Source organism: Polaromonas sp. P1_H6 (assembly GCF_056405195.1).
The window spans coordinates 1-13,436 of the sequence record NZ_JBFUCN010000051.1; the positions used below are offsets into that span (position 1 = coordinate 1).

The 13,436-nt window shown below is 67.2% G+C and carries 11 protein-coding genes; all 11 read right to left on the reverse strand.

What is annotated here, in order from left to right:
* Positions 1-196: 196 nt before the first annotated feature.
* The 11 genes from AC1D1F_RS24310 to AC1D1F_RS24360 all read right to left on the reverse strand — a co-directional run bounded on the left by AC1D1F_RS24310 (position 197) and on the right by AC1D1F_RS24360 (position 12,902).
* Positions 197-1,021, reverse strand: a complete 825-nt coding sequence (locus AC1D1F_RS24310; RefSeq protein ID WP_477677034.1) for an RNA polymerase sigma factor FliA — start codon at positions 1,019-1,021, stop codon at positions 197-199.
* 41 nt (positions 1,022-1,062) lie between these two features.
* The gene (locus tag AC1D1F_RS24315) at positions 1,063-1,743 is read right to left on the reverse strand and encodes a MinD/ParA family ATP-binding protein (protein ID WP_477677026.1); all 681 of its coding nucleotides are present in this window, start codon (positions 1,741-1,743) and stop codon (positions 1,063-1,065) included.
* Positions 1,744-1,753: 10 nt separating this feature from the next.
* Positions 1,754-4,162 (reverse strand): flagellar biosynthesis protein FlhF, encoded by a 2,409-nt coding sequence (gene flhF, locus AC1D1F_RS24320; RefSeq protein WP_477677027.1) that lies wholly within the window; start codon positions 4,160-4,162, stop codon positions 1,754-1,756.
* Positions 4,159-6,225 carry a flagellar biosynthesis protein FlhA gene (flhA, locus tag AC1D1F_RS24325; protein ID WP_477700871.1) on the reverse strand — a complete coding sequence of 689 codons (2,067 nt, stop codon included), beginning with the start codon at positions 6,223-6,225 and terminating at the stop codon, positions 4,159-4,161. The genes flhF and flhA overlap by 4 nt, the downstream gene beginning before the upstream one ends.
* Before the next feature lie 17 nt (positions 6,226-6,242).
* Positions 6,243-7,421 carry a flagellar biosynthesis protein FlhB gene (flhB, locus tag AC1D1F_RS24330; RefSeq protein WP_477677028.1) on the reverse strand — a complete coding sequence of 393 codons (1,179 nt, stop codon included), beginning with the start codon at positions 7,419-7,421 and terminating at the stop codon, positions 6,243-6,245.
* Between the two features lie 185 nt (positions 7,422-7,606).
* Positions 7,607-8,263, reverse strand: a complete 657-nt coding sequence (cheZ, locus tag AC1D1F_RS24335) for a protein phosphatase CheZ (RefSeq protein ID WP_477677029.1) — start codon at positions 8,261-8,263, stop codon at positions 7,607-7,609.
* 1 nt (position 8,264) lies between these two features.
* On the reverse strand, positions 8,265-8,663 hold the full coding sequence (cheY, locus tag AC1D1F_RS24340; protein ID WP_436158038.1) for a chemotaxis response regulator CheY: 399 nt from the start codon (positions 8,661-8,663) through the stop codon (positions 8,265-8,267).
* Positions 8,664-8,761: 98 nt separating this feature from the next.
* A complete protein-coding gene (locus AC1D1F_RS24345) occupies positions 8,762-9,844 on the reverse strand; it encodes a protein-glutamate methylesterase/protein-glutamine glutaminase (RefSeq protein ID WP_477677030.1) in 1,083 nt (360 codons plus the stop codon).
* Positions 9,841-10,500, reverse strand: a complete 660-nt coding sequence (gene cheD / locus AC1D1F_RS24350; RefSeq protein ID WP_477677031.1) for a chemoreceptor glutamine deamidase CheD — start codon at positions 10,498-10,500, stop codon at positions 9,841-9,843. The genes AC1D1F_RS24345 and cheD overlap by 4 nt, the downstream gene beginning before the upstream one ends.
* Positions 10,497-11,390, reverse strand: coding sequence for a CheR family methyltransferase (locus AC1D1F_RS24355; RefSeq protein ID WP_477677032.1), 894 nt, complete (start codon positions 11,388-11,390; stop codon positions 10,497-10,499). The genes cheD and AC1D1F_RS24355 overlap by 4 nt, the downstream gene beginning before the upstream one ends.
* A 321-nt stretch (positions 11,391-11,711) precedes the next feature.
* Positions 11,712-12,902 (reverse strand): EAL and HDOD domain-containing protein, encoded by a 1,191-nt coding sequence (locus AC1D1F_RS24360; protein WP_477677033.1) that lies wholly within the window; start codon positions 12,900-12,902, stop codon positions 11,712-11,714.
* Positions 12,903-13,436 lie beyond the last annotated feature (534 nt).

The window sequence follows — 13,436 nt, forward strand, 5'->3', positions numbered from 1 at the left end:
GTGCAGCTTCATGCCCATTACCGTGCCTCGCTCTTCGGCACTCAATTGTCGATATGTTCTTGTCATGCAACTCCTCTTGGATTGGAAGTGTTGCACTTGGTCCTTGAATCCGCCCTTACTTTCTTTTGGCGAAGCAAAAGAAAGTGAGTTGCTGCCGGCAACCCCGGCCAGCAACCCTATGCAGAGGGCAAGCGCCTCATGACATAGCCCTCGCAACCCGGGGGCGGGCAGCAGCGGCCACCGCTGCGGACTTGCGCGGCGCCGGCGCCGGCTCCAGCCCCAGCAACGCGGCCAGGCTAGCCCGCAGCCGGCTGATAGCCTGGCTGTGCAGCTGGCAGACCCGCGACTGGGTCACATCCAGCACCGCACCGATCTCGCGCAAGGTCAGCTCTTCGTCGTAATACAGGCTCAGCAACAGCTGCTCGCGCTCGGGCAGCTCGCCTATGGCCGCCACCAGCTGGCGCCGGAAGTCGCCCTGCAGCAGCTGCGTCAGCGGTTCGTCGGCCAGCACGCGGTCGCCGTGGTCCTGGCGGTCCAGGAAATTGTTCTCGCGCTTCTCGCCGTCGCCGCGGTCGAAGTCCTCGTAATAGACGAGCTGGCAGCCGTGTATCTCATTCAGCAGCTGCTGGTAGGCCTCCAGCGGCAGTTCCAGTTCCTGGGCGATCTCGCGTTCATTGGGCGCGCGGCCCAGCTTCTGCTCCTGCGCGCGCACCGCCATGGAGACGCCGCGCGAGGACTTGCGCAGGCCGCGCGACACCCAGTCGTTGGCGCGCAGTTCGTCGAGCATGGCACCGCGTATGCGCTGGCTCGCGTAGGTCTCGAACTTCGCGCCCTGGTCGTCCTGGTATTTTTCGGCCGCGTCCAGCAGGCCCATCATGCCGACCTGGATCAGGTCGTCCAGCTCAACGCTGGCCGGCAGCCTGGCGATCAGCTGCAGCGCCAGCCTGCGCACCAGCGGCGCGTGCTGGGCCAGCAGCTCCGACGGGGCGGACTGGGCCAGTTTTCCCTGGGGGGTGTACATGGACATAGGGGATGCCTCCTGCTTCTTGAAGGGTCTGGGGGTCAGGCAGCGGCCGGGGACATCCGGCGGGCGGGCACTTCGCCAGTCACGCCGGGCACGCCGGGCGGCGCGGGCCAGCGCAGCACGTCCGCCGCAAGCCGGTCCACGTCCAGCGCGGCAGGGCTGCCCGGGAAGGCTTCCACCACGCTCATGTTGAGCCAGCGCGCCTGCGCCAATTGCACGTCCTCGCATATGCAGCCGGCCGGCTCCAGCGCCAGCGCGAGATAGCTCTTCGCGACGCTGGCCAGGTTGGCCAGGATGCGGCTGGCATCGTTCGCGCCCGCCGCGTGGTTGACCAGCACGCGCATGCGCCGCAAGGCATGCGCCTGCTGCAGCCGCTTGATGCAGGCATAGGCGGCCGTGATGGCCTCGACCTGCGGCCGCAGCACCACCACCAGCTCGTCGGCCTGGGCGGCCAGCGGCGAGAGCAGGCCCTCGCCGTCCAGCCGCGCATCGACCAGCACCAGCCGGCCCTGCAAGCGCGCATAAGCTGGCGGCGCATCGCCGCGCTCGTCGATCACCTGCACGTCCTGGCCCAGCCGGGCCAGCGCCGCCGCGAGGTTCATGGTGACGCTGCTCACGCCCACGCCGGGCGCAGCGCCGACAAAAGCCAGCAGCCGCCCCGGGCTGTTCGCCATCAGGCGCCTGAGGCCGTCGGCCTGGTCGCTCACCGGTTTTTTCACGGCGGGTTCCTCAGCCTCGCGCCGCGGGCAGGGGCGCGGGCGAAGGCGCAACGCCTTCGCCTACCCCCTCCAATTCCAGCGCGTCGAGCAGCACCAACAGCTTGCCCAGGCCTTCGAAGAGCACGGCGGCCGGCACCGGACGGCCCGGGCGCACCGCGCGACCGGCCAGCTGCGCCAGCGCGCGCCGCGCCGTCTCGGCCCAGCCGTCCTGCAGGCCTTGCAGCAGGAACACCGTGGCGCAAGCCTGGCCGGCGATCAGCCGGCGCGCCGGCACGGCGGCCGCGTCCATCTGGCCGATGCCCTGGCCCAGCAGTTTGAAATAGGGTTCGGCGGCGCTGCGCCAGCTGGGCCACTGCGCCATGCGCCGTGCCGGGGCGCGCACGCCTTCGCCGGCCAGCACATAGCTGTGCGCCAGCAGCTTGCCGGTCACGGCATCGACCATGCGCCTGACCACGCAGCGCAGTACCGGCAGGGGCGGCTGCGTGCCCGGCGCCATGTCGTCCAGCTCGGGCCGCAGGCTGATGCGCGCCTCCGCCACCGACATGAAGGCCGCCTTCTTGCGGTAGACCACGGGCAGCGCCGTGCCGAAGGCAAGGCCCGCGGCCAGCCTGGCCAGCGTGCCGCGCGCGCCGGTGTCCGCATCGACGATGCGCAGCGCCGAACTGCCTGCCGCCGCCCAGGCGCGCCCTTCGTCCTGCCACTGCCGGATCAGCTTGGCGTCGGGCACACGCGCGAACAGGTGGACCACGGTTTTGTCGAGCGCGGGTTGCAGCGCCCAGCCGGCCGGCTGCTGCGCATCGGCGGGGCCTTGCAGCGGCGCCGCAAAAACCTGGCCCGTGCGGTCGGACAGCAGCAGCGTGCTGGCGAGTGATTGCGGTGCTTCACCCTCTTGAGAAACCAGGCGCGCTTCACCCCCCACGGCCAGCACATAGTCGCCGCACAGCGCGGCGGCGTCGTCAATCGCCTGGAAGCTCAGCGCGTGCGACACGCGCTGCTCGCCTTGCTCAGCTGTTTCGCCCTCCGCGCCCGCGGGGGCGGACAACTGCCGCCACAGCGCGCGGGTTTCCTCAAAGCCTATGCCGCCCTGCGACAGCGCGGCCGCGTTGGCCGCAAGCTCCTGCGCGTTGTGCGTGAGAGCCTGAATCAGCTGCCGGCATTGCGCGCGCAGGCGTTCGCTGGCCTCTTCAGCCTTCGCGGCTTCCGCCGCCGCGCGCTCCGCATCGCCGTCGGCTGCGGGGTTTTCGGCGAGGTCGGATTCGCCAGGCACAAACAGTGCGCTGCGGCTGCCGGCCTGGAACACGCTGTCGACCAGGGCCTTGCCGTCGGCCGGCACCAGGTGCTCGGGGACTTTCTGGCCGCTGGAGATGTAATGCACCGGCAGCTGGTGGCGTATCGCCATGTCGATCAGCGCGCCGGGGTGCGTGGCCTCGTCGACCTTGGTGAAGATGCAGCCCGCCAGGTCCCAGTCGCCGGCAGGGCGTTCGCCGTGGCGGTAGGCCTGCACGACTTCGTTGAGGGTGTCGCCGTGGCTGGAGGCATTGAGCAGCAGCAGGCGCTTGACGGGGCGGTTGGCCCCGCAGAGCATCGCGATCTGCCCGGCGACGGCGCGGTCGCGCTGGCTCATGCCCACCGTGTCTATCAGCACCATGTGTTTGTCGCGCAGGCCGGCCAGCACCCGATCCAGGTCGGCCGCGTCCTTCACCGCGTACACCGCCACGCCCAGGATCTGGCCGTAGATGCGCAGCTGCTCGTACGCGCCTATGCGGTAGCTGTCGGTGGTGACCAGGGCCAGCTTGTCGGCGCCGAAGCGCATCACGCAGCGCGCCGCGAGCTTGGCGGTGGTGGTGGTCTTACCCACGCCGGTCGGCCCCATGAGCGCATACACGCCGCCCTCGTCGAGCAGCGCGCCTTCGTCCTCGAGCAGCGGCATGCGGCGCGCGAGCTCGGCCTTCGCATAGTCCATGCCGAGCGCGTGGCTCTGGCCCGTGGGCAGGTCCTGCAGGATGTCTTTCGCCAGGCGCGCGCTGAAGCCCGCGCCCAGCAAGGTGCGCAGCAAATGGCCGCGCACCGGGTCACGGCGCTGCTTGTCGTTCCAGGCTATGCCGGCGAGCTGCTCCTCGATCATGCCGCGCATGGAATGGATCTCGCGCAGCACGGCCTCGCTTTCGGCTGCGGGCGGAGAGCTGATGGGCCGGGATGGCGCGGCTGCTGCAACGGGAGCGGCGACGGGCACGGCGGCGGGCACGACAGCGAAGCCTTCCAGCGCCGCGACAACTTCCACGCCCCCGGCCGTCACGCGGTTCGACAGCACCACGGCATCAGGGCCCAGGCGTTCGCGCACCAGGCGCAGCGCCTCGCGGCTGGAGGGCGCGACGACCTGGCAGGTGGTCGCGGCGTCGGCGGAATTCGGGGTGTTCACAGGGCGGCTCCAATCGTGGCGGTCACTTTGATGGTGCGGGTGTCGGGTATCTCAGCGTGCGACAGCACCTTGAGTTGCGGCAGGCTGCGGCGCAGGAAGCGCGCCAGCAGCACGCGCAATGGGTGCTGCACCACCAGCACGGGGGCCAGGCCCAGGCCGGCTTGCCGGTCCATGGCCTGCTGGGCTTCGCGCAGCAGCCTGTCGGCCAGGCCCGGCTCCAGGCCGGCGCTGTTGCTCAGGGCCTGCAGCAGCACGCGGTCGAGCGAGCTGTCCAGGCCAATGACCTGCAGTTCCTCCTCGCCCGGGAAAATATGCTGGACGATGGCGCGCGACAGCGCCAGGCGTATCAGCGAGGTCAGCTCGGTGGTGTCGCTCACCGTGGGGGCGTTCTCGGCCAGCACGTCGAGGATGGTGCGCATGTCGCGTATCGGCACGCTTTCGTCGAGCAGGTTCTGCAGCACCTTCTGCAGCGTCGTGAGCGACAGGGTCTTGGGCACCAGGTCTTGCACCAGCATGGGCGATTCCTTGGCGATGCGGTCCAGCAGCTGCTGCACTTCCTGCCGGCCCAGCAGCTCGGCCGCGTGTGCGTGGATCAGGTGATTCAGGTGCGTGGCCACCACGGTGCTGGCGTCGACCACGGTGTAGCCGTAGATCTGCGCCTGCTCGCGCAGGCCGCTGTCTATCCAGACGGCGGGCAGGCCGAAGGCCGGGTCGCGCGTCTGCGTGCCCGGCAGGCTGGCGCTGACCTGGCCCGGGTTGATCGCCATCCACTGGCCCGGGAAGGCCTCGCCCTGGCCGATCTGCACGCCCTTGAGCTTGAGCACGTAGGCATTGGGCTTGATCTCCAGGTTGTCGCGGATGTGGACCACCGGCACCAGGAAGCCGATGTCCTGCGCGAACTTCTTGCGTATGCTTTTGATGCGGCCCAGCAGCTCGCCGTTCTGGCTTTTGTCGACCAGCGAGATCAGCCGGTAGCCGACCTCCAGCCCCAACGGGTCGACCAGCGCCACGTCGTCCCAGCTGGCCTCCTGCGATTCGGCGGGGGCCGGCGGCGGCGGCGCTTCGGCGGCGGTAGCCCCGCTCGTGGCGGCGCGCCGCATGATGCGCCGCCCCAGCCAGACCAGGCCGCCGGCGATGATCAAAAAGGCCAGGTTGGGCATACCCGGGATCAGGCCCATCAGGCCGATCACGCCGGCCGTCAGGAACAGCACCTGCGGGTTCGCGAACAGCTGGCCCGTGAGCTGGCCGCCCACGTCCTCATCGGTGGTGACGCGCGAGACGATGACACCCGCCGCGGTGGAGATCACCAGCGCCGGGATCTGCGCGACCAGGCCGTCGCCGATGGCCAGCAGCGTGTAAGTCGTGGCCGCCTGCGAAAAATCCAGCCCGTGCTGGGCCATGCCGACGATCAGCCCGCCGATGATGTTGATCACCAGGATCAGCAGGCCGGCCACGGCGTCGCCGCGCACGAACTTGCTGGCGCCGTCCATGGAGCCGTAGAAGTCGGCCTCCTGCGCGACTTCGGCGCGGCGCTTGCGCGCCACGTCCTCGCCGATCAGGCCGGCGTTGAGGTCGGCGTCGATGGCCATCTGCTTGCCCGGCATCGCGTCCAGCGTGAAGCGCGCGCCCACCTCGGCGATACGGCCCGCGCCCTTGGTGATGACCATGAAGTTGATCACCACCAGGATGATGAAGACCATCACGCCGACCGCGAAGTTGCCGCCGACCAGGAAGTGGCCGAAGGCCTCGATGACCTTGCCCGCCGCGTCCGGCCCGGTGTGGCCTTCCATCAGCACCACGCGCGTGGAGGCGACGTTGAGCGACAGGCGCAGCAAGGTGGTGAACAGCAGCACGGCCGGGAAGGCCGCGAAGTCCAGCGCCTTCATGGTGTACATGCTGACCAGCAGCACCATGATGGACAGCGCGATGTTGAAGGTGAACAGCAGGTCCAGCAAAAACGGTGGCAGCGGCAGCACCATCATGCTGAGGATCAGGATGATCAGCACCGGGCCGGCCAGGCCCTTGCCCTTGCCGCCGGCCATCATCTGGCGCGGCAGCCGCATCAGGTCGTCGACCAGCGTCATGCGGCGCTCCCCAGCAGGGCAGTTGTGGCAGGCGCGGCTTGCACAGTGTGCGGATCGAGCGACTCAGGCACCGGCAGGTCGCGCGGCGCGCGCGGCGGCACGGCGCCGCCCTCGGCTGCGCGCTGCAGCTGGTAGGCCCAGGCCAGCACCTCGGCCACGGCCGAGTACAGCGCCGCCGGGATTTCATCGCCAAGCTTGGTGTGGCGGTACAGCGCGCGCGTCAGCGGCGGCGCTTCCAGCACCGGGATCTTGTGCTCTTCGGCCATGGCGCGTATGCGCAGGGCCACCAGGTCGGTTCCCTTGGCGATCACGCGCGGCGCGCGCATGTCCTTGTCGACGTACTTCAGGGCTACGGCGAAGTGCGTGGGGTTGGTGACGATGATGTCGGCCTTGGGCACCTCTGCCATCATGCGGCGCTTGGCCATCTGTTGCTGCTGCCGGCGTATCTGCGCCTTGACGTGCGGGTCGCCCTCGCTTTCCTTGTTCTCCTGGCGCAGGTCCTCGCGCGACATGCGCAGCTTGCGCGCGTGGCTCCAGAGCTGGTAGGGCACGTCGATGCCGGCCACCAGCAGCAGCGAGGCGATGATCAGCGCGCAGCTCACCGCCACCAGGTGCAGGGTGTGCGGCAGCGCGGCATGCGCGGGCTCGCGCATCAGGCCCATGATGGCGCCCAGGTCGTCGGCGATGACCCACCAGGCGACACCGCCCACCAGCAGGGACTTGAGCAATGTCTTGGCGAGTTCGGCCAGCGACTCGACCGAGAACATGCGGCCTATGCCCGCGATGGGATTGAGCTTGGAGAAATTCGGTGCCAGCGACTGCGCCGACAGCAGCCAGCCGCCCAGCAGCATGGGCGCCACCAGCGCGGCCACCAGCATCATCAGCAGCACCGGCAGCAGCGCCTGCGCGGCATGCAGCAGCGCACCGCCGGCCTGGTTCATCATGTGCGAGGGGTCGAAGGCCGAGGCGCGCTCGAACTGCAGGCCGTTGCGCAGCGCGCTGTTGAAGTGCCCGCCCATCATCTCGCCCAGCATCCACAGGCCGCCCACGCCCGTCGTGAGCATGACAAAGGTGACAAGCTCCCGCGACCGCGCGACCTGGCCTTCTTCGCGCGCCTTTTCCAGGCGCCGGGGCGAGGCCGGTTCGGTTTTTTCGAGATCACTTTCTTCCGCCATCCATACTCCGCAGCGTCGGGCGCAAGGGGCGCCCTGTCTTGAGAATTATTGGAGGGGAGACCTGAAATCGATCAGGGAAACAGGCTGGGTATCGGGCTGTTCTTTGGGTAATAGGAAGGGCCTGATGCTTACTCCTTCCCCCTCTGGGGGAAGGTTGGGATGGGGGCCAGCGGCGCTTGAAGTGGCTAGAACCCGAGGCTGGCGAGCAGGTCGTCTACTTGCCCTTGCCCATCAACCGCATCCGCATTCCCAATCTTGATCTGCGGCCCATTCAGCAGCCCATGCCCCGCATCCTGGCGCTTCTCAGGCGGTGCGTTGTCGATCAGCAGCTGCAGCAGCTGCGTCTCCATGTCCTTGATCACGTCCATCATCTTCTTGATGACCTGGCCGGTCAGGTCCTGGAAGTCCTGGGCCATCATGATTTCCATGAGCTGGGCGTTGGTAGCGCTGGCCTGCTGCGGCGCGTCGGCCAGGTAGCCGCGCGTGTCCTTGACGAGTTCGCGCGCGTCGTCGAGTTCCAGCGGGCTGTCGAACCAGACGTCCCAGCGCTTGCCCAGCGCCGTCGCCTGTTTCGACAAATTCTCCTGGATGGGCTGGGCCACGTCGATGGCGTTGAGCGCCCTTTCGGCCGCGCGTTCGGTCATCTGCGCCACATAGCTCAGGCGGTCGCGCGCGTCGGGGATTGCCTCGGCGGCGCGCGCGATGCTTTTGTCCAGCCCGAGCTCGCGCATGCCTTCGCGCATCTGGCGCGTCAAATGGCCTATGCGGTTGACCAGCTGTTCGGCCGAATCGCTGGCCGCCGCCGCATGGAGCACGGGATGTTGATGTGCTTCTTGCGACATATCAGGCGCCTTCCTTCTCGATTTTTTCGAAGATCTTGTTGATCTTCTCTTCGAGCGTCACGGCGGTGAAGGGCTTGACCACATAACCGTTGGCGCCGGCCTGGGCCGCCGCGATGATGTTTTCCTTCTTGGCCTCGGCCGTCACCATGAGCACCGGCAGCTTCACGAACTGCGGGTCGGCGCGTATGGCCTGCAGCATGGCCAGGCCGTCCATGTTGGGCATGTTCCAGTCGGACACCACAAAGCCGTAGTTTCCGGCCTTGACCTTCTCCAGGCCCGCGGCGCCGTCCTCGGCCTCGTCGACATTGACGAATTCCAGTTCCTTGAGCAGATTGCGGACAATCCGGCGCATGGTCGGGAAGTCATCCACGACCAGGATTTTGATGTTTTTATCAACCACTTCACTCACTCCAATATTCACGATCAACGCTCAAACACATGTCATCCGGAAAGCGCCACGCTTGAAAAGAGCGCCGGCCGGAAGCCCCGAAAAAATCACTACACCCGGTTCGCCCGCTCCCCGAAGGAGCGCAGGTGGGCCAGCACGCGCTGGCTCATCTCCTGCAGCGGCACCACCTCGTTCACCGCGCCCAGCGCGATGGCCTCGCGCGGCATGCCAAAGACCACGCAGCTGGCCTCGTCCTGCGCCAGCGTGTGCGCGCCCGCCTGGCGCATGCGCATCAGGCCCTCGGCGCCGTCGCGGCCCATGCCGGTCAGGATCACGCCGATGGCGTTCTTGCCGGCGTGGCGCGCGGCCGAATCAAACAGCACGTCGACCGAGGGCCGGTGCCGGTTCACCGGCGGCTCCTGGTCGACCTGGGCCATGTAGTTGGCGCCGCTGCGCGTGAGCGACAGATGGAAACCGCCCGGCGCGATATAGGCATGGCCGGGCAGCACACGCTCGCCGTGCACGGCTTCGGAGACCTTGATGCGGCACAGGCCGTTGAGGCGCTGCGCGAAGGAATTGGTAAATCCCGCCGGCATGTGCTGGGCGATCAGGATGGCCGGGCTGTCGGGCGGCAGAGGCTGCAGCACTTCGCGGATTGCTTCGGTGCCGCCGGTGGAGGCGCCGATGATGATGAGTTTTTCGGTGCTCAGCAGCGGGCTGTGCAGCAGGGGCGCCTCGCCGCCGCCCGCGCCGCCCGTGGGCGCCGGGCGCCGGGCCGGCAGCAGCTTGGCGGCCGCCGCGATGCGGATCTTGCCGGCGATCAGGTCGGTATAGGACAGCAGGCCGTCGCGTATGCCCAGGCGCGGCTTGGTCACGAAGTCGATGGCGCCCAGTTCGAGCGCGCGCAGCGCGGCCTCCGAGCCGCGCTCGGTCAGCGAGGACACCATGACCACCGGCATGGGCCGCAGGCGCATGAGTTTCTCCAGGAACTCCAGCCCGTCCATGCGCGGCATTTCCACGTCCAGCGTCATCACGTCGGGGTTGTGCTGCTTGACCAGGTCGCGCGCGACCAGCGGGTCCGAGGCCGTGGCCACCACCACCATGTCGGGCTGGCTGTTGATGATCTCGGTCATCAGGCTGCGTATCAGCGCCGAGTCGTCGACGCACAGCACCTTGATCTTGTTCACGCTCATAGGGCCCACGCATTCTTGTTGGCCACATTGCGGGCCAGGTCGGTATTGAAGATTTCGACGTTGCTGCGGCGTGCCGGCCGGCTCAGGTTGGCGGCCAGCGCCTGTTCCTCGTCGCGCACCAGCGCCACGTCGTCCTGCTGGCGCAGCTTGCGCATGGTGACCTTGCCGCTCGCCGGGAAGTAGTTGATGCGGCGCGGATAGTTACCGCGCAGGTCCTGGGCGGCCACGCGCACCTGTTCCATCTGCAGATAACGCAGCACAAAGTCGGCATTGCGCTCGCCGATGTTGAGCAAGGTCATGTTGGCCAGCACCGCGCCGCCGCCGAAGACTTTCGCCTCCAGCCGCTCGCGCCGGGCACCGGCTTTAAACAGTTCGTTGAGCAGCATCTCCATGGCGTAGGCGCCGTAGCGCATGGAGGCGGCCGCGCCGCGCGAGGACGGGTCGGCGTCTTCGGGCAGCATGAAATGGTTCATGCCGCCTATGCCGGCCGTGGTGTCGCGCACGCAGGCCGAGACGCAGGAGCCCAGCACCGTGGTCAGCACCATGTCGCTGGCGGTCACAAAGTATTCGCCGGGCAGCAGCTTGACCGCCGAGATGCCGAACTCGCGGTCGAAATAATGGTGGGTGGCCACCGTCTCCCGGTGCGCCGCGGTCATGGCGCGGCTTCCCAGGCTTTGTCGGCTTTAGCGCCGGGCGCCACCAGCTCGTACACCGTCTGGCCCTTGAGGCGCAGGATGTCGCCGGCAAACGAGAAGTTTTCCGAATGCCCGGCGAACAGCAGGCCGTGCGGCTTCATCAGCGGCGCGAATCGCTGCAGGATGCGGCCCTGCGTTGGCTTGTCGAAATAGATCATCACATTGCGGCAGAAGATCGCGTCGAAAGGCTCGCGCAGCGCCCACTTGGCGTCGAGCAGGTTCAGCTGCTCGAACTTCACCATGGCCGCGACCTCGGGCCGGATCCGCACCTTGCCGGCCTGCGCACCCGCGCCCTTCAGGAAAAAGCGCTTGAGCCGCACCGGCGAGAGCTTGCTGACCTGCTCCATCGTGAAGATCCCGGCCTGCGCCTTGGCCAGCACCTGGGTGTCGATGTCGGTGGCCATCACGCTGGCGGCAGCGCCCGCGGCGCGATCGCCCAGCGCCTCGATCAAGGTCATGGCAATCGAATACGGCTCCTCGCCCGTGGAGGCGGCCGAGCACCAAACGCTCAGCGGCTTGGGGCATTTCTTCGCATGCTCGGCCAGCACCGGGAAATGGTGGGCTTCGCGGAAGAAGGCTGTGAGGTTGGTGGTCAGCGCATTGGTGAACTGCTGCCACTCGTCGCCATTCGGGTCGGCCTCGAGGAAACGCAGGTAAGTCGCGAACTCCGTCAGCCGCAACTCGCGCAAGCGCCGCGCCAGCCGGCTGTAGACCATCTGCCTTTTTTGCGAGCTCAGGGCAATGCCGGCCCGCTGGTGGATCAGCGTGCGGATTTTCGAAAAATCATGGTCCGTCAGGAGGAAATCCGGACCGGCCGACGAGGCCGTTGCGCCATGCAGAGGTGTATTCATAGGTTTTCAGGTCATCGCACGCACGACGCGCGCGCCTTGGCAGCAGGCAAATGAGACATGCTCAATGTACAAAGACAGCGCTCTGCGTCATGGGCCGAAAAGCATGAGAAAACACCCGCTTCTCTGGGTATGGCTTGGCAATCCGCTGAGGCAGAACCGCCGGCACTACAAGGGGTCGCACCCGACTTGCACCCGCAGGGTCAAGAGCTGCTCAGAAACCCAGCGAAGCGGTCCTGGCTAGGCGTGACGCCGCAGACAGTGCTAAAGGCACGGCAAGGCGGCCACAACAACGCCAGGAGGGTTTCTGAGCGGCTCTGTCTGCTAAATGGTGACGGTATGAGCCCATGCCAGCGCCGCCAGATGCGCCTGATTAACGCGCGTAGACGTCATAAACAGCGCCTCAGCCAATTCCACAATCCGCCCATTCCGTTGCTCACCGGCTTCCACCAGCTGCAGGAAAGGCCCATAAACCCCTTCGCGGCTGACCAGCGCCTGCACCACCGGCTCGGGCAGCAGGATCTGGCTCACCACTTTTTCGAGCGGAATGCCCAGCAGTTGGTCCAGAAGCGAGAACATGCCGACAAAAAACAGGTGCTCGGCCTCGGCGCGCGGCAGCAAGTCCTTGCCCAGCAGCTCGGCAAAACGCCCGCGCACGATGGCGGCCTGCAGCAGGGCGTGGGAATAGCCCGCCGTGTTGGTCGTGGCCAGCAGCACCGACAGCCAGCGGAACAGCGGGGTGTAGCCCAGCATGGTCACCGCGTGGCGCAGCGATTCGATCTCGACCTCGATGCCGAAGCCCGGTGAGTTGATGTAGCGGAAGAGCTTGTACGACAGCGCCGCGTCGCGCTTGAGCACGCCCTCGATGTGCCGCACGTCGGCGTTTTCCTGGACCATCTGCATCAGCTGCAGGATGAAGATCGCCTGCGGGCTCAAGGCACCCGCGTTGTTCTGGGGCCGCGGCGTGGTGCACAGCTGCTGGAAGAAGCCACCCACGCCGTGCGCGGCCGACATGTCGAACTCGCGCCAGCCCGGGAAATCCTGCACCACCACGGACAGCGGCGGCTCGGCCTGCTTTGCCAGGTTGCTGAGCGCCGCAAAATCCGGGTGGCCCAGCGGCAGTTCGAGGTGCGTGGCCAAGGGAACCAGCGTCTCGGCATGTGTTTCCATGAATGCCAGGTCCGCGCCGCGCAGCGCCAGGCGCAGGCCTTGCTCACGCATCGAGGCCATGCCGGCCAGGCAGTCTTCCGCCAGGTCGGCACAGTCCAGCATCAGCACCGTGTTCGGCGGCGCCTGGCCGACCGACAGGCCGCCCGGCGGCACGCCGTGATCGGCATCGAGAAACAGCAAACCAAGCTCAGCCGCCTGGGCACGCTCGCCCACAAAGTCCAGCAACTGGCGCACGTCTTCCCGCGCGTCGGTAGGGGCCGAACCCTGCCAGGCCAGCCTGTAGCCTGCCACCTGTTGTTTGGGGTCCAGCAGCGGCGCTCTGACGAGGTATTTGTTTTCTGGCATGGCGATGGTCGATCCGGTTGTGGCTAGGGTTGTCTCTTGGCGCTCTGGGTGGCACCGGCCTGTCTTGCCACCCGGCCCTTCCCGCGGTTGCCGCTGGGCGGCGCCTGCAAGAAAGGCTGGCTGGCGGTCGCGCCGGGCATGGGCGGCCGCCGGTCGTCGGCAAAGACGGTCTTTGGGGAAAACTGTAAGGAGAAAGGTTGAAAGCGATTGACTCGAACAGGTGGGGATTCACCACTCTGTTTTCGGAATTGGGGTTGGGGGGTCTGTTCTCTCTGCTGAGGGCTGCTGGCCGGGGTTGCCCGGCGGCAGGCTGTTTCTTCTGAGATCTGCTGGCCGGGGTTGCCGGCAGCAACTCACTTTCTTTTGCTTCGCCAAAAGAAAGTAAGGGCGGATTCAAACCCCAAGTGCAACAGTCGGAATAAGGCCAGCGTCTCGCATGGCCTTGTTGTTAAAGAAGACCTCGGCAGGGCTTTTCCAGCCAAGGGTCTTGCGTGGCCTGATGTTGAGCTCCCAGGCCATGAGATCAAGCTCGTG